Genomic DNA, 16,733 nt, shown 5'->3' with positions numbered 1-16,733 from the left:
AACGGCGACGATCCGACGGGGGGATCAACGCTGCGCGGGTCAGACCGTGAGCGCCCGCACCACGGCATCCGCCAGGAGCCGCCCGCGGCGCGTCAGCACGATGCGGCCGCGGATGGCATCCGCCCCCTCGATGAGACCGTCGGCGATGAGGGATGCCACGGCCTTCCGGCCCTCGCCGACGACCTCCGACACCGCGATCCCCTCGCGGATGCGGCTGCGCAGGAGCACCGACTCCAGGCGGCGCGCGGTCTCGTCGGGGCGCTCCCGCGCGGCAGCGGGAGACTCCGCGGCGGCGAGGCGCTGGGCGTACGCGGCGGGGTGCTTGACGTTCCACCACCGGAGCCCCGCGACGTGACTGTGCGCTCCCGGACCGAAGCCCCACCAGTCGGTGCCGCGCCAGTACGCGAGGTTGTGACGCGAGCGGTGCTCCACCCCGCGCGAGAAGTTCGACACCTCGTACCAGTCGTATCCCGCGGCGGCGAGCAGATCGTCGGCGAGCTCGTACATGTCGGCCTGCAGATCGTCGTCCGGCATCGCGACGGCGCCGGAGCGGATCTGCCGCGCGAGTTTCGTGCCGTCCTCGACGATGAGCGCGTACGCCGACACGTGATCGGGCTCGAGCGCGACGGCGGCCTCGAGCGAGGCGCGCCAGTCATCGAGCGACTCCCCCGGCGCGCCGTAGATGAGATCGACCGAGACGTCGAGACCGGCACGGCGCGCGGCGGCGACCGCGGTCGCGACGTTCAGTGGATCGTGCGTGCGATCGAGCGCGGCGAGCACGTGCGGCCGGGCCGACTGCATGCCGATCGACAGGCGGGTCACCCCGGCCGCGGCGAGCGTCTCGGCGACCGTGTCATCGACCGTGTCGGGGTTGGCTTCGACGGTGACCTCGGCGTCCTCGGCGATTCCGAACTCGTCGTGCACCGCGCGCAGCATCCGGGCGAGGTCTCCCGGCGGCAGCAGCGTCGGCGTCCCTCCCCCGAAGAACACGGTGGATGCCGCCCGCCGACCGCCCGCGGCATCCATCACCCCGCCCGCGAGACGCACCTCCGCGACCAGGGTGTCGACGAAGTCGTCTTGCCGCGCTCCGCGCAACTCGCTCGCGGTGTACGTGTTGAAGTCGCAGTAGCCGCAGCGCACGCGGCAGAACGGCACGTGCAGGTAGACGCCGAAATCGGCGGCGGGGTCGACGACGAGGTCTTCGGGGAGTCGGCCGTCGACCGGGGCGGGGTCGCCGAGCGGGAGGGGTCCGCCCATCAGGACGAGTACAGCGGTGAGATCGCGCGGAGGTAGCGCGCGAAGAGCGCCTTGCGCCGGCGGCGCACGCGGCTGGTGAAGAGGCGGTAGGACGGGGCCGTGGGCCGGTCGAAGGCGCGCACGACGAACCAGACCTCGTCGTTCTCGCGCCACTCGAGGGCGAACAGCTCCTCGCCGCTCACGATGGAGTGCCCGACGGTGCCGAGGATGAAGCCCACGCGGCGGGGTTCTTCGAAGACCGAGATGACGCGCAGCTCGGCGTCGGCGCGGTGTCCGTCGACCTTGCCGTGCAGGCGAACGCCGGTGCCGGGGCTGACGAAGGGCGTGCCGTCGGCCGCGAAGCGCTGCTCGGCCTCAAGACGGCTCGGTGCGACCGGGGCGCCCTCGGCGTCGAAGCCGACGCCCGCGTAGCCGGTGTTCGAGGCGGGGCGCACGTCGGTGATGCTCAGTTCCTCGGAGCGCAGCGGGGCCCACGACAGCAGCAACTCGCCCGCCGCGGCGAAGCGTTCTTCGCCGCTGCCGATGCGCCACGCGTCTTCGGCGGGCACGGAGTGCTCCGGCGGGTACTGCATGAGGTCGGGCGCCTGGGTGGCGCCGACCGCGGCGTAATCGACCGTGTCATCGGTGAAGTTCTGCCGGCGCATGATCCACCCCTCTCGGTTGCGTGCGTATTACTTCTTGGCCTCGACGTCGCCGGAGAGCGCGGCGATGAACGCCTCTTGGGGGACTTCGACGCGACCGACCATCTTCATGCGCTTCTTGCCCTCCTTCTGCTTCTCGAGGAGCTTGCGCTTTCGGGTGATGTCACCGCCGTAGCACTTGGCGAGCACGTCCTTGCGGATCGCGCGGATCGTCTCGCGCGCGATGATGCGGGCGCCGATCGCGGCCTGGATGGGCACCTCGAACTGCTGGCGCGGGATGAGCTTGCGCAGACGCTCGGCCATCATCGTGCCGTAGCTGTACGCCTTCTCGCGGTGCACGATCGAGCTGAACGCGTCGACCTTGTCGCCCTGCAGCAGGATGTCGACCTTGACGAGGTCGGCGGTCTGCGAGCCGGCCGGTTCGTAGTCGAGGCTCGCGTATCCCTGCGTGCGGGACTTGAGGTGGTCGAAGAAGTCGAAGACGATCTCGCCGAGCGGCATGTTGTAGCGCAGCTCGACCCGGTCTTCGCTGAGGTAGTCCATGCCCAGCAGGGTGCCGCGGCGCGACTGGCACAGCTCCATGACGGTGCCGACGTAGTCCTTCGGGAGCAGGATGCCGACCTTGACGATCGGCTCCGACACCGAGGCGACGCGCCCGTCGGGGTATTCGCTCGGGTTGGTGACCGACACCGTCTCACCGGTGTCGGTGGTGACCTCGTACGTCACCGACGGGGCGGTGGTGATGAGGTCGAGGCCGAACTCGCGCGAGAGGCGCTCGGTGATGATCTCGAGGTGCAGGAGGCCCAGGAAGCCGCAGCGGAAGCCGAAGCCCAGCGCGACGGAGGTCTCGGGCTCGTACTGCAGGGAGGCGTCGGAGAGCTTGAGCTTGTCGAGGGCCTCGCGCAGCTCGGCGTAGTCGCTGCCGTCGATCGGATAGATGCCCGAGAAGACCATCGGCTTCGGGTCGGTGTATCCCGCGAGGGCCTCGGTGGCGGGCTTGCGGTGCGTGGTGATCGTGTCGCCGACCTTCGACTGGCGCACGTCCTTCACGCCGGTGATGAGGTAGCCGACCTCGCCGACGCCGAGCCCCTGGGTGGGGATCGGCTCGGGGCTGGAGACGCCGATCTCGAGCGCCTCGTGCGTCGCGCCGGTCGACATCATCTGCAGGCGCTCGCGCGGCTGCAGTGCGCCGTCGATCATGCGCACGTACGTCACCACGCCGCGGTACGCGTCGTAGACGGAGTCGAAGATCATCGCGCGCGCGGGCGCGTCGGCCACGCCGACGGGGGCGGGGATCTTCTCCACGATGAGGTCGAGGAGCTCCTCGACGCCCATACCGGTCTTGCCGCTGACCCGCAGCACGTCGGCGGGGTCGCCGCCGATGAGACCCGCCAGCTCGGCCGCGTACTTGTCGGGGTCGGCGGCGGGGAGATCGATCTTGTTGAGCACCGGAATGATCGTCAGATCGTTCTCGAGTGCCAGGTAGAGGTTGGCGAGGGTCTGCGCCTCGATGCCCTGGGCGGCGTCGACGAGCAGGATCGCGCCCTCGCACGCCGCGAGGGAGCGACTGACCTCGTAGGTGAAGTCGACGTGGCCGGGCGTGTCGATCATGTTGAGGGCGAACGTGCCGTCGGCGGTGGACCACGGCATCCGCACGGCCTGCGACTTGATCGTGATGCCGCGCTCGCGCTCGATGTCCATGCGGTCGAGGTACTGCGCGCGCATGTCGCGGTCGGCGACGACGCCGGTGATCTGCAGCATGCGGTCGGCCAACGTCGACTTGCCGTGGTCGATGTGGGCGATGATGCAGAAGTTGCGGATCTGCGCCGGCGGGGTGGCGGACGGCTCGAGGGGCTTCAGGGCGCGCGGTGACATGTTCCGTCGATTCTACGGTGGTGCGCCGACATCGCCGTCCGCGGATGCTCGGGGAGGCGGCATCCGGAGCCTCCGAGGTCCGTTGCGGCGCGCGATCCCGCGGCCCCGTTCGGTCGCCGTGGGATGGGCCCGACGGGGTGCGGCGCTCCTACAGTGGATGCCATGACGGTCCAGGTCGTGCTCGTGCACGGCATCCGCACGTCGGCGACGATGTGGCGTGCGCAGGTGGCCCACCTGCGGGACCGCGGGAATCCCGTGACGGCGGTCGACCTGCCGGGCCACGGAACGCGTCGGGGCGAGGACTTCACCCTCGACGAGGCGTTCGCGACGATCGACCGGGCCGTTCAGGATGCCGCGACGCGCGGCCCCGTGCTGCTCGTGGGGCACTCGATGGGCGGCCTGTTGTGCATCGATTACGTGGGGCGGGAGGAGCCGCCGCCGGTCGCGGCCTTCGTCGCGGCATCCTGCACCTCGATCCCGCGTGGGGTGGGGCTCGCGGCGTACAGGTTTCTCGCGCGTCGATTCGACAGCCTCCCGGATAGGGGCCTCGGACTGACCAATCGCGTGCTGGATCGCACTCTCCCTCCCGAGACGCGACCGGACTTCGGCGCCGGCGGCTACGCGTTCGACGCGCAGGACACCGCCCTCGCGTCGCTGTCGGTGCTGGACCTGCTGGCGGCGCTGCGTCGGATCGACGTTCCGCTCTGGTTCGTCAACGGGCAGTGGGATCAGCTGCGCGTGAACGAGAGACTCTTCGTCTCGATCGCGAAGGATGCCGAGCTGATCGTCGTCCCGCGCACGACCCACCTCGTGACCGCGATGAGGCCGCGCGTCTTCAACGCGCTGCTGGACGTGGCGCTCACCACGGTCGAGACGTCGACCTGTTAGACTCGGATCTTGGCTTGCGTGTGGGGTTTTTCCCGACCTCCACGACCGCCGGTACGGCGCCCCTCTACCGCTCGACCGGCACTTCCAACACTCACTCAAACGAAAGACCGTCGACGTGGCGAACATCAAGTCGCAGATCAAGCGCAACAAGACCAACGAGAAGGCGCGCGAGCGCAACAAGGCCGTCAAGAGCGAGCTGAAGACGCACGTGCGTCGCACCCGCGAGGCCGTTCTGGCCGGTGACAAGGAAGCCGCCGAGAAGGCGCTCGTCCTCGCCGGCAAGAAGCTCGACAAGGCCGTGAGCAAGGGTGTCATCCACCAGAACCAGGCCGCGAACCGCAAGTCGGCCATCGCGAAGCAGGTCAACGCTCTCTGAGCCGCAGCCGTTCGACAGCCCGTCCCGCATCCGCGGGGCGGGCTTCGTCGTTTCCGGGATCGTTCACCCGGTGAGGTGTGGAGACCCGCGGCGGACGGTCGACCGGCCCGCGCACTCTACCCCCACGGACGCATGCGCGGCCGAGCGTGGCGGGAGGACCACCGCGCGACGAAAATCGAGGGATGACGCACACCCCCGAGCCTCCCTCCCCCGACCTCGCGGCCGTCCGCGCGCAGCGGGAGCCCGTCGTGACCGCGGTGGAGCTGACGCACTGCGACCGGACGCTGCGCGGCTGGCGATGGGACGCCGGGACCGCGGCATCCGCCTCCGCGCGCGTGCTGTTCGTGCACGGGTTCAGCAGCACCTCGGCCGGATCGCGCCAGCTCTTCGTGCAGGCGGCGCGGTACCTGGTCGACCGGGGAGCGGCGGCGTGGTCGTTCGACCGTCTCGGACAGGGGGTGAGCGACGGGGACTTCTTCGACATCACGGTGCGCGACGAGGTCGAGCAGGTGCGGGCGATGATCCGCGAGGTGGCGGGCGAGGGACGCGTGCACGTCGTCGGCCACAGCCTCGGCGCCGTCGAGTCGGCCCTCGCCGCGGCACGGGATCCGGAGCGGGTCGCCTCGGTGACCCTGTGGTCGCCGGCCGGCGTGATCGTCGATGACATGACGGTGCACGACCGGGTGATGGGCGAACCGCTCGCGGCGATGCGCGCGCGAGGGTACGTCGACCTCGGCGGGATGGCCGTGGGGCCCGCGATCGTCGACGACGTGCGAGACGGACTCGACGTGTACGGTCCGGCGGGCGCCTATCCCGGGCCGGTCGACGTGCTGCACGGTTCCGCCGACGAGGTCGTGCCCGCGGACTACGGCTCCCGCTACGCGCGGACGATGCCGGGCGGGTCGTTCACCCTGGTCGACGGAGCCGACCACGGCTGGTCGTCGCTCCCCTGGCGTCGGCGGCTGTTCGAGACGCTCGCGCGTCGCGTGGGGCTTACAGGCTGACACAACGGGAGCGGCGCCTCGAGGGTGAGGACAGGAGATCGTTCCGCGACAGGACGATCGAGGTTCGAGCGATCCTGTTCTCGCGTGATCTCCGACTCTCGGCAGGAGCTCGCCTCGCGGCGGGACGTGCCCCTCAGTCCCCGTACGGGGCGCGTGTAGCGATGATCGTGATCATGCGCTCGAGCGCGAAGACCGGGTCGCGCGAGGCGCCTTTGACCTCGGCGTCGGCGCGGGCCGTGGCGTGGATCGCCATGCCGAGGGTGTTGCCGGTCCAGCCGACGAGGTCGCGGCGGGCGCGGTCGACCTGCCAGTCCTTCATGCCGAGTCGCTGTGCGGTGGCCGACGACGACTCGCGGGTTCCGGCGACCCGCGCCATCGTGCGGAGCTTCATCGCGACAGCGGCGACGAGGGGCACGGGGTCGGCTCCGGATGCCAGGGCGTGACGCAGGGCGAGCAGCGCCGGTCCGTACTGCCCGGCGATGGCGGTGTCGGCGACGGTGAACGCGGAGGTCTCGACGCGCCCTCCGTAGTAGCGCTCGACGATGCGTTCGTCGATGTCGCCGGGGACGTCGGCGATGAGCTGCTGGCAGGCTGCGGCGAGCTCGGTGAGGTCGTCGGCGAAGGCCGAGACGAGCGAGCGCAGGGCGACGGGCGCGATGCGCTTGTTCGCGGCCTTGAACTCCCCGACCGCGAAGTCGAAGCGATCGGAGTCGCGCTTGACGGCCGGGCACGCGATCTCGATGCCGCCGCCGTTACCCGCGCGGATGCCGTCCAGCAGCTTCTTTCCGCGGACGCTCGCTCCGGTGTGACGCAGGACGACGGTGGCGCCCTCCTGCGTCTGAGACAGGTACGACACCGCTTCGGTGAGGAAGGTGTCGCTGCACTTCTCGACCCCGCTGACCCGGACCAGCCGCGGCTCGCCGAACAGCGAGGGCGAGGTCACGGCGAGGAGGGTTCCCGCGGCGTAGTCGTCGGCGCGGATGTCGGTGACCTCGAGGCTGGGGTCCTCGCTCTTCAGCATCGAACGGATGCCGGCGATCGCCCGCTCGGCGCAGACCTCTTCGGGACCCGACACGAGCACGACCGGCGCCGGCTGCGGGGCGCGCCACGACACCTGCGGGATGGCCGATTTGGCCTTGGCGGGGGCTGCGCGTCGGGGGGCCGGGGTCACTCCCCCAGCCTACCGATCGCCTCGGACACCGCGGTCGGGGCGGGGTCCGGCTCGGGTCGCGAGGCTGCCGGTCGGTTCTCGCCCCCGCCACGCCCGTGCCCGCTCCCCCCGTCCTCCGACCGCGCATCGCCGTCTCACCCTCCCCGCTGCTGCCACAGGGCGAGTCGCCCGTCGTCTTCGCGCCAGACGGCGAGGAGTCCGCCGGTGTCGGTCCGTGCCGCCTCCGTCGCGGTCTCCCGGAGGATGCCGAGCAGCCTCTCGGTCGGATGACCGTAGGTGTTGTGCGCACCCACGCCGATCAGGCCGAGGGCGGCGTGCAGGCGGTGGTAGAGCGCGGGATCCTGGTCTGCGCTCCCGTGGTGCGAGACCTTGACGACCTCGACGCGCGGCGGATCGACACGGCGGAGGAGGGCCGCCTGCGGTTCGGCGCCCAGGTCTCCGAGCATGATCGTCCGGGGGAACCCGTCGCCCGAGACGTCGATCGCGACGCTCGCGTCATTGCCCGGCTCGGCGCCGGGAAGCGGGCCGAGCGCTTGCCACCGCGTCGCGCCGACGCTGCCGCTCATCCCCATCGTCGCGAGCTGGACGGAGGCCCCGTCACGCTCGAGCCGGTCGAGCAGACGCTGGTCGGCGGCCTCGGCGGGCGGACCGTGGACGACGACCGCGGCCCGCCCGATGACCGCACCCGTCCCCCCGACGTGGTCTTTGTCGAAGTGGGTCAGGACGACGAGGTCGAGGTGCGAGACACCCAGCGTGCGCAGACACTCGTCGAGCGGCGCGGGATCCGGTCCGGTGTCGACCAGCGCGACGGCTGAGCCCGATCTCCACAGCGTGGCGTCGCCCTGCCCGACGTCGCACATCGCGATCTGCCAGCGCGCGGGGACGGTGAGCGGACCCGCCACCGTGCGGACCGCGCTCGTCGCGCCGGTCACTCCCACGAGCACGGCGACCATCGCCGTCGCCAGGGCGGTCAGACGCGGAATCTTCCGGGGACGGGCGATCGCGAGCGCGATCGCAGCGCCCACGAGCGCGAGCAGCGCCGCACCGGCCGGGCCGTCCGGCCACGGCAGGTTCTGCGCGGGGATCGCGGCCGTCGTGCGCGCCACGGCCGCGATCCACGCGGCGGGGATCCAGGCCAGAGCGGTGAGGCCGTCGCGCAGCCACGGCACGGGCGCGACGCACGCCAGAGCACCCAGGATCGTCGCGGGTGCCGCGGCGGGGTCGGCGAGCATGTTGGCCGCGACGCCCAGCAGGGGCACGTGCGGGTCGATCAGCACGATCAGCGGACCGCAGGCGATCTGCGCCGAGGTCGGCACCGCCAGGGCGAGGGCGACGGGAGGCGGCATCCATCGCGACAGGCCGGACGCGAGGGGTGGAGCGAGCACGAGGAGGGCGGCGGTCGCGGCGGCCGACAGGGCGAAACCGAGGGAGCGGCACAGCCACGGGTCGGTGATCAACAGCACGGTCGTGGCCGCCGCGAGGACGGCGACACCGATGGCCGGGCGACCGAGCCCCATCGCGACGAGGGCGATCGCGCTCATCGCGGCGGCGCGCACGACGCTGGGTTCGGGTGTCACGAGCACGACGAAGGCCGCCAGGACGACGAGGGCGCCACCCACCCGCAGCCCGCGGGGTGCCCCGCACAGCGCGAGCAGGCCGAAGGTCGCTCCGACGACGAGCGCGCAGTTGGCACCCGACACCGCTGTCAGGTGCGACAGCGAGGCGGCGTTCATGGCCGCCTCGGTACCCGGGTCGAGGCCTGAGGTGTCGCCGACGGCGAGCCCCGGGATCAGCCCCGCTCCGGGAGGGGGCAGCCCCCGGGTCGAGGCCACCAGAGCGTCGCGCACCTCCTCGAAGACGGCCCAGAGGCCCTCGGGTGCGGAGGCGCTTTCGATCTCGCTCCCCCGCAGCGTCAGCACGGCGCGGTCGGTGTCGACGTGCGGCAGCGCCGTTCCCGAGACGGTGATCCTGCTTCCGGGCCCGATCGTCGACGCTTCGCGCGCTCCGTCGGCGTCGAGCCCGATGTGTGCGGGGATGGTCCCGCGCACCGTCGTCGCCCCGGCCTGTACCGACGACACCGTCGCGTCGAACCAGGTCGTGCCCCCGGGGGTCGCGTTCAGATGCCCCGTCACGGTCGCGGCGACGCGGAGGTGACGCCCGCCGTCGACCTCGAGGTCGGCGATCGCCCGCTGCGCCGGCGCGAGGCTCCAGACGGTCCCGGCCGCGGCGGCCGCACAGGCGAGGGCCACGGCCGCCACGATGACCGCCGGATGCCGCACGCGGAGACTCAGCGCGACCGCGGCCAGGGCGCCGATCGCCGCCGCGACCGCGATCACCCCGGGTTCGGGTGTCGCCGTCGCTCCTGCGGCCGCGACCCAGGCCACGCCTGCGACCGTGACGGATCTCCAGGTGCGTCGCCGCAACAGCATCCGGTCGCTCATACCCGCACCAGATCGCGCAGGGCCGCGAGCATCTTGTCGCCGATGCCGGGAACCGAGAGCAGGTCGTCGACGCTGGTGAACCGCCCGTTCTCGCTACGCCACGCGATGATGCGATCGGCCATCGCCGGCCCCACGCGCGGCAGGGTGTCGAGCTGCTCCTTCGTCGCCGTGTTCAGGTCGATCAACCCTCCGGTCGAGCCACCGGCGCCCGCCCCACCCGCTCCTCCAGCCGCGGCGGCGGAGGCGTCGCCCGCTGCCCCCGCCACCGGTACGACGATCTGCTCCCCGTCGGCGACGGGGCGGGCGAGGTTGACGCCGTCGCGGTCGGCGTCATCGGCGAAGCCGCCGGCCAGGGCGAGCGCGTCGGCGACCCGTCCGCCCACCTCCAACCGGTAGAGCCCGGCGTGGCGCACCGCGCCGGCGACGTGCACATACACGCCGGTCGCCGCAGGCATGGCCGCGCCCGGCGAGGCGGATGCCGATGGCGAGGCCTCGGTCGACACGGTCTCGACCCCGGTCGCGCCGCGGAACATCCCGATGAGGATCGTGAGGGCGAACGCACCGAGCACGAGCACGATGACCGCGCCCACGCCGAGCCGGCGTCGCGCGCCGGCAGAGCGCTCCGCATCCGGGGACGGAGCGGAGGGGGCGGCCATGCGCTCACGGTAGGGACGACCGCCACCCGCCCGCGGGCGCTCGCGGCGGATCCGTGGACGAGGGTGTCGACCGCTCCGTTGGGGAGGAGCCCCGCCTAGCCTGGAGCGATGGATGCGAACGCCTGGCGCGCCCTCGTCGCCACCCTGTCCGACGACCGCTGCCGGCGCGTCTACGCGCGGCTGGTGCTCGACGACGACGCGACGGAGGAGCTCCGGGCGATGTCACCGGGAGCGGCGCGCCGCGTCGAGCGCTCCCTCGTGACCGCGGGCCTCGCGGAGCGGGACGGCGACCGCCTGCGCCCCGTCCCCGAGGTCTTCGCGCGCGCCCTCGCCGCCGCCCCCGCGCCGGAGCGTCCGTCGGGCGTCGACCGGTTCTTCTCCGCGGGCCGTCTGAGCGTCTATCCCGCGCGTCAGGCCGACCGCGCCGCCGTGCTGGCCCGCATCGCCCACCGCGTGATCACCGTCGACGAGAGCGTCGACGAAGCCACGATCAACGAGCGGCTCTCGGCGATCGTCGACGACGTCGCGTCGATGCGGCGCTATCTCGTCGATGCGGGACTGCTCACCCGCTCGCGCACCGGAGACGCCTACCGTCGCGGAGACGCCCCGCGACTCTGAAACGCCGGATGCCACGCCCCCACCGCTCCGTAGAGCGCGAGAACGTGACATCCGGGATCGACGATCACTTCGTCGAGAAGCTGACCACCTTCGGCGGACGCACGACCGCGCGCACGATCTCACGGTCGCCGAGAGCGCGGCGCACCTTCTCGTCGCCGCGGGCGAGGGTCTCGAGCTCGTCGGCGCCGATCTTGGCCGAGACCTGCAGCGTGCCGCGCACCTTGCCGTCGATCTGCACGACGGCGGTGACGCTGTCTTCGACGAGCAGTGTCGGGTCGGCCTGGCGCCAGGTGACGAGACCGACGAAGCCCTCGTAGCCGAGCGTCTGCCACATCTCCTCGGCGGTGTGCGGGGCGAACAGGTCGAGGGTCATCGCGATGACCTCGGCCGCCTCGCGCACGGCGGGGTCGCTCGCTCCGGCCGAGCCGTCGATCGCCTTGCGGGTGGCGTTGACCAGCTCCATGAGGCGGGCGACGACGACGTTGAACTTCGTCTGCTCGATGAGGTTGGGCGCCTCGGCCAGCAGGCGGTGGGTCACGCGGCGCAGCGACGCGTCGCCCTCGGCCCAGACGACGTCGGTCTCGCTGTCGACGTCGTGCGCGATGCGCAGGGCGCGGGCGAGGAACTTCGCCGCTCCCGTGGTCGAGACGTCGTTCCAGTCCTTGTCGTCCTCCACCGGGCCCGCGAAGGCCAGGGCGACGCGGAGGGCGTCGGCGCCGTGGGCGTTCAGCTCCTCCTGGAACAGCACGACGTTGCCCTTGCTCTTCGACATCTTCGCGCCGTCGAGGATGACCATGCCCTGGTTGATGAGGCTCGAGAACGGCTCGGTGAACTCCACCAGGCCCATGTCGAAGAGCGCCTTCGTGATGAAGCGCGCGTACAGCAGGTGCAGGATCGCGTGCTCGACACCGCCGATGTAGAAGTCGACCGGGCCCCACTTCGACGCCTCGCGCGTCGGGAACGCCTCGGTCTCGTTGTTCGGCGACAGGAACCGCAGGTAGTACCACGAGCTGTCGACGAAGGTGTCCATCGTGTCGGGGTCGCGCAGCAGCGTCTGCCCGGTCTCGGGGTCGGTGACCTGCACCCACTCGGTCGCGGCTCCCAGGGGCGAGGTGCCCTTGGGCTTGAGGTCGAGGCCCTCGACCGAGGGCAGGCGCACGGGCAGCTGGTCGGCGGGGACGGGCGTGATCGAGCCGTCCTCGCCGTGCAGCATCGGGATCGGCGTGCCCCAGTAGCGCTGGCGCGAGATGAGCCAGTCGCGCAGGCGGTACGTCTTGGCCGCGCGGCCGACGCCCTTCGCCTCGAGCTCCTCGATCATCCGCGCGATCGCGTTGCGCTTGCTGAGGCCGTTGAGCGAACCCGAGTTGATCATGCGCCCGTCGCCGGTGAGCGCGATCCCGGTCTTCACGGGGTCGGTCTCGTCGACCTCTCCCAGCGGATCGATCGGCACGCCCTCGTCGTCGAGTTCGATGACGGGGATAGCCCCGGTGATGGGGGCGTTGGTGTCGACGACGACCTTCACGGGCAGGTCGAAGGCGCGCGCGAAGTCGAGGTCGCGCTGGTCGTGCGCGGGCACGGCCATGACCGCGCCGTGGCCGTAGTCGGCCAGCACGTAGTCGGCGGCCCAGATCGGCAGCTTCTCGCCGTTGACGGGGTTGATCGCGTAGTGCCCGAGGAACACGCCGGTCTTCGGGCGGTCGGTCGCCTGACGCTCGATGTCGGTCGCGCGCTGCACCTGCTCGAGGTAGGCGCGGAACGTCTCCTGCACGCCCTGATCGGCGGATGCCGCCAGCTCGGCCGCGAGGTCGGACTCGGGCGCGACGACGAAGAACGTCGCGCCGTGCAGCGTGTCGGGGCGGGTGGAGAAGACCGTGATCTTCTCGGCGCGACCCTCGATCTCGAAGGTGATGTCGGCGCCGACGGAGCGGCCGATCCAGTTGCGCTGCATCTGGAGGACCTTGCTCGGCCAGAAGCCCTCGAGCTGGTTCAGGTCGTCGAGCAGGCGGTCGGCGTAGTCGGTGATGCGCAGGAACCACTGCGTCAGCTTCTTCTTCACCACGACGGCGCCGCTGCGCTCGCTCGTGCCGTCGGGCAGCACCTGCTCGTTGGCGAGCACGGTCTGATCCACCGGGTCCCAGTTGACCAGGGCGTCCTTGCGGTAGGCCAGGCCCTTCTCGTACAGCTTCTGGAACAGCCACTGGTTCCACCGGTAGTACTCGGGGTCGCTCGTGTGCAGCACGCGGCTCCAGTCGAACGAGACGCCGTAGTCCTTCAGGCTCTCCTTCTGCTGGTCGATGTTCGCGTACGTCCACTCGACGGGATCGGCGCCGCGCTTGATGGCGGCGTTCTCGGCCGGCAGGCCGAACGAGTCCCATCCGATGGGGTTGAGCACGTTGTAGCCGCGGTGACGCCAGAAGCGCGCCACGATGTCGGAGTAGAGGTAGTTCTCGGCGTGACCCATGTGCAGGTCGCCCGAGGGGTACGGGAACATCGCGAGCACGTACTTGCGCGGACGCGTGTCGTCGTCGCCCCCGGCGCGGAAGGGGTCTTTCTCGGCCCAAGCCTGCTGCCACTTCGCCTGGATGGCGTGGGTGTCGAAGCCCCCCTCGCGGGGGTCTGCTGCGGAATTCTGAGACACGGGTGAAGCCAATCGTGAAGGTCGGGAGGCCGCGGGGACCAACCCCCAGGCTATCGGAGTCCGCGTCACCACCCGGGCGGGACCTCGGCCCCGAGGGCGGCGAGGGGGCTGCGCGCTTTGAGCCCGACCTCGGCCACCTCGGATGCCGCGACCGACCGCCACGTGATGCCTCCCCCGGCGCCGACCCAGGCGGCATCCGGTTGCACCACGACGCTGCGGATGACCATCGCGAGGTCGGCGGAGCCGTCGTCGCCGATCCATCCGAAGGCTCCCGAGTAGACGCCGCGGGGCTCGGCCTCGAGCGCCGCGAGGATCTGCATCGCCGAGGCCTTGGGAGCGCCGGTCATGCTGCCCGCGGGGAACGTCGCCGACAGGAGGTCGCCGAGGGTCGTCGCCGCCAGGAGCGTCCCCGACACCTCGCTCACCAGCTGGTGCACGTTGGGGTAGGTCTCCACCTCGAGCAGGCGGTCGACGCCGACGCTCGACGGCTCGCAGACGCGCGAGAGGTCGTTGCGCATCAGGTCGACGATCATGACGTTCTCGGCCTGCTCCTTGGCATCCGTGCGCAACTCCTCGGCGAGCGCGCGATCGGCGGCCGCGTCGGCGGCGCGGCGCCGGGTGCCCTTGATGGGATGCGTATGCACGCGCCCGTCGCGCACCTGCAGGAACCGCTCGGGAGAGGCGCTCGCGAGCGCCGTCTCGCCGAAGCGGACGAAGCCGGCGTGGTGCGAGGTCGACGTCGCGCGCAGGCGTCGGAAGACGTCGAGGGCGTCGAAGCTCCCCGCCAGGGTGAAGCGAGTGGTGAGACAGAGCTGGTAGGCGTCGCCGTCACGGATGCGGTCGCGACACTCCTCGATGAGCTCGGCGTACCGGTCGGGTGAGACGCGGGCGGATGCCGCTCCCCTGGCCGTCGCGGAGGCCACGGCGGGAGCGGCCGGCGCCGCCGCCGCCCGCGCCGCGAGGTCGGCGTCGCCGAAGACGAGGACGCGGCGGCTGCCGTGGTCGAAGGCGACGAGGGCGTCGACCCTCATCCAGGCGTCGGCCCCCTCGTACGTCCGCCAGCCGACCCATCCCCCGCGGAACGCCCCGTCGTCGGAGGCACGGTGGTGGGAGTCGTCGCCGCCGTCGGCGCGCGCGGCGACGACCGCGAGAGGAGCGTCCGGGGCGACGGGCGTCCCGGTGCCCATCCAGCTCCAGCCCGTCTCGGCATCCGTCCCGGCGTCGAGCCAGAAGGCGTGCGCGGCGGTCGCGAACAGGTGCACGAAGACCGCCTCGGGATCGATCCAGCCGATCCGGGCGAACGGGGAGGAGGAGTCGGGCACGCTCCCAGGCTAGGCGTGGCCGGCGGCTCTAGGCTGACGGAGGTGAACGAGATCCTCACGTGGCTGCTCGACGTCGTCCAGAACGTCGACCCCGTGTTGCGCACGGTCATCGCCGGCATCGCGGTCATGCTCGAGACGAGCGTGCTCGTCGGTCTCATCGTGCCCGGCGACACCATGGTGATCGTGGCCGGCACCGCGGTCGCCTCCCCGATCGAGGGCGTGGTCCTCGCCGCCGCGATCGTCGTGGGAGCGCTGATCGGCGAGAGCTTCGGCTTCTGGCTCGGACGGTTCTTCGGACCGCGTATCCGCGCCTCCCGACTCGGTCGGAAGCTGGGCGAGCGCAACTGGGACCGGGCCGACCGCTACCTCCGCCGCCGCGGGGGGCCGGCGATCTTCCTCTCGCGCTTCCTCCCCGTGCTGCATTCGCTCGTCCCCCTCACCGTCGGCATGAGCGGCTACAGCTATCGGCGCTTCCTCGCCTGGACGGCCCCGGCCTGCGCCGTGTGGGCGAGCCTGTACGTCGGCGTCGCGGCGGGCGCCGCGGGCACCTACCGCGAGCTCAGCGACCAGATCCACTACGCCGGCTACGTGTTCGTCGGCATCCTCGTCGTCTTCCTGATCCTCGTCTTCGTCGGCAAGAAGGTCATCGAACGGATGGAACGTCGTCACCTGGCCGATGACGACCAGATCCTCGAATCCGCGGACGGTGACGTGAAAGACTGAGGCGGATGCCTCGCAATCCTCGCGCCAAAGTGCTCTGGTTCGCCCGACTGGAGCGTCGCTTCCACCGCTGGCGCGAACGTCGCGCCCGGGCCCGCGGTCTCCGGCCCGCCGTGACCGGCTTCCCGGGCTACGGCACCGAGGAGTGGGTGCGCGTCCTCGGTCGCGTCCTCATCGCCCCGCCGAAGCGGCGCACCTCCACCGGCGAGCTCGAGAGCCTGCGCGGATGGCGCAGCTTCGCCGCGGTGCCGGTGGGCTTCGCGCACGTCACGGTCGTGATCGACGGGGTGACGCATCAGGTCGCGGCCGATCGCGGCGGGGTCATCGACGCTCAGCTTCCCGCGTCGCTCGCACCGGGGTGGCAGAGCATCACGATGTCGGTCGAGGGCAGCGAGCCCGCCGAGACCCGGGTCTTCATCGTCGGCTCCGACGTGCGCTTCGGGGTCGTCAGCGACGTCGACGACACCGTGATGGTCACCGCCCTCCCCCGACCGCTCCTCGCGGCGTGGAACTCCTTCGTCGTCGACGAGCACGCGCGCCAGCCCGTCCCCGGCATGGCGGTCATGCTCGAGCGCCTCACGCGCGAGCATCCCGGAACCCCGGTCATCTACCTCTCCACGGGTGCGTGGAACGTCGCCCCCACCCTGACGCGCTTCATGCGCCGGCACCTGTTCCCGGCAGGCTCCTTCCTGCTCACCGACTGGGGGCCGACCCACGACCGGTGGTTCCGCAGCGGCCGCGACCACAAGGAGCAGAACCTGCGCCGCCTCGCCGCGGAGTTCCCCGACGTCAAGTGGCTCCTCGTCGGTGACGACGGACAGCACGACGACGCGATCTACACCGGTTTCGCGATCGAGCACCCGCAGAACGTCGAAGCCGTCGCCATCCGCCGCCTGCTGCCCGCCGAGGCCGTGCTCGCCGGCGGGCGCACCGTCGTCGACGACCACTCGGCGGCCGAGGTGCCGTGGGTCACAGGATCCGACGGCGCCGCGCTGCTCGACCGCCTCGAGAGCGTCGGGGTCATATCCCCCGACGCCTGATCCCGGATGCCGCGGCGTCCCCTTCCGCGCCGGGAAGACCGTCGTGATGCGCGCGGGGAGCGGCGTGCCGTCGGTCGCGGCCGTGT

General features: G+C 71.6%; 14 protein-coding genes. 6 read left to right on the top strand and 8 right to left on the bottom strand.

The genetic code is table 11. From position 1 onward, the window contains the following. Positions 1–39: 39 nt before the first annotated feature. From hemW to lepA, 3 genes are read right to left on the bottom strand one after another with little or no spacing between them, the layout of a single operon-like run. Positions 40–1,257: a radical SAM family heme chaperone HemW gene (gene hemW / locus FB047_RS02025; protein ID WP_136585553.1), complete on the bottom strand. Its 1,218-nt coding sequence runs from the start codon at positions 1,255–1,257 to the stop codon at positions 40–42. Beyond that, a complete protein-coding gene (locus FB047_RS02020; protein ID WP_136585552.1) occupies positions 1,257–1,901 on the bottom strand; it encodes a DUF1990 family protein in 645 nt (214 codons plus the stop codon). Before FB047_RS02020 ends, hemW begins: the two co-directional genes overlap by 1 nt. Positions 1,902–1,928: 27 nt before the next feature. Next, a complete protein-coding gene (gene lepA, locus FB047_RS02015) occupies positions 1,929–3,773 on the bottom strand; it encodes a translation elongation factor 4 (RefSeq protein WP_136585551.1) in 1,845 nt (614 codons plus the stop codon). A gap of 162 nt (positions 3,774–3,935) precedes the next feature. Here lepA and FB047_RS02010 point away from each other — a divergent pair, with 162 nt between their 5' ends. The 3 genes from FB047_RS02010 to FB047_RS02000 all read left to right on the top strand — a co-directional run bounded on the left by FB047_RS02010 (position 3,936) and on the right by FB047_RS02000 (position 6,041). Continuing rightward, entirely contained in the window at positions 3,936–4,661 is a 726-nt protein-coding gene (locus tag FB047_RS02010; RefSeq protein WP_136585550.1) for an alpha/beta fold hydrolase, read from the top strand. Positions 4,662–4,776: 115 nt separating this feature from the next. Continuing rightward, positions 4,777–5,037, top strand: a complete 261-nt coding sequence (gene rpsT / locus FB047_RS02005; protein WP_136585549.1) for a 30S ribosomal protein S20 — start codon at positions 4,777–4,779, stop codon at positions 5,035–5,037. A gap of 182 nt (positions 5,038–5,219) precedes the next feature. Further along, positions 5,220–6,041: an alpha/beta hydrolase gene (locus tag FB047_RS02000; protein WP_136585548.1), complete on the top strand. Its 822-nt coding sequence runs from the start codon at positions 5,220–5,222 to the stop codon at positions 6,039–6,041. A gap of 133 nt (positions 6,042–6,174) precedes the next feature. On the opposite strand, the gene holA is transcribed toward FB047_RS02000, so the two are convergent. The 3 genes from holA to FB047_RS01985 all read right to left on the bottom strand — a co-directional run bounded on the left by holA (position 6,175) and on the right by FB047_RS01985 (position 10,309). Beyond that, on the bottom strand, positions 6,175–7,212 hold the full coding sequence (holA, locus tag FB047_RS01995; protein ID WP_136585547.1) for a DNA polymerase III subunit delta: 1,038 nt from the start codon (positions 7,210–7,212) through the stop codon (positions 6,175–6,177). Positions 7,213–7,346: 134 nt separating this feature from the next. Continuing rightward, positions 7,347–9,653: a ComEC/Rec2 family competence protein gene (locus FB047_RS01990; RefSeq protein ID WP_136585546.1), complete on the bottom strand. Its 2,307-nt coding sequence runs from the start codon at positions 9,651–9,653 to the stop codon at positions 7,347–7,349. Further along, positions 9,650–10,309, bottom strand: a complete 660-nt coding sequence (locus tag FB047_RS01985; RefSeq protein WP_136585545.1) for a ComEA family DNA-binding protein — start codon at positions 10,307–10,309, stop codon at positions 9,650–9,652. Before FB047_RS01985 ends, FB047_RS01990 begins: the two co-directional genes overlap by 4 nt. Positions 10,310–10,417: 108 nt before the next feature. On the opposite strand from FB047_RS01985, the gene FB047_RS01980 reads away from it, so the two are divergent. Continuing rightward, a complete protein-coding gene (locus FB047_RS01980; RefSeq protein ID WP_136585544.1) occupies positions 10,418–10,927 on the top strand; it encodes a DUF2087 domain-containing protein in 510 nt (169 codons plus the stop codon). A 64-nt stretch (positions 10,928–10,991) separates the two neighbouring features. Here the strand turns inward: FB047_RS01980 and leuS are convergent, their stop codons facing one another. Continuing rightward, a complete protein-coding gene (leuS, locus tag FB047_RS01975; RefSeq protein WP_205822582.1) occupies positions 10,992–13,565 on the bottom strand; it encodes a leucine--tRNA ligase in 2,574 nt (857 codons plus the stop codon). Between the two features lie 65 nt (positions 13,566–13,630). Beyond that, positions 13,631–14,887 carry an anthranilate synthase component I family protein gene (locus tag FB047_RS01970; RefSeq protein ID WP_205822573.1) on the bottom strand — a complete coding sequence of 419 codons (1,257 nt, stop codon included), beginning with the start codon at positions 14,885–14,887 and terminating at the stop codon, positions 13,631–13,633. A 42-nt stretch (positions 14,888–14,929) separates the two neighbouring features. Here FB047_RS01970 and FB047_RS01965 point away from each other — a divergent pair, with 42 nt between their 5' ends. Next, complete coding sequence (locus FB047_RS01965) at positions 14,930–15,610, top strand: DedA family protein (protein WP_136585542.1); 681 nt, start codon at positions 14,930–14,932, stop codon at positions 15,608–15,610. A gap of 5 nt (positions 15,611–15,615) precedes the next feature. Further along, positions 15,616–16,647, top strand: a complete 1,032-nt coding sequence (locus tag FB047_RS01960; RefSeq protein WP_136585541.1) for an App1 family protein — start codon at positions 15,616–15,618, stop codon at positions 16,645–16,647. The last annotated feature ends 86 nt before the right edge of the window (positions 16,648–16,733 follow it).

Source organism: Microbacterium hydrothermale, from assembly GCF_004854025.1.
In the GTDB taxonomy this organism is placed as follows: domain Bacteria; phylum Actinomycetota; class Actinomycetes; order Actinomycetales; family Microbacteriaceae; genus Microbacterium; species Microbacterium hydrothermale.
Note: the sequence above shows the minus strand (reverse complement) of the source record. Positions and strands in the feature narration are given on the sequence as shown.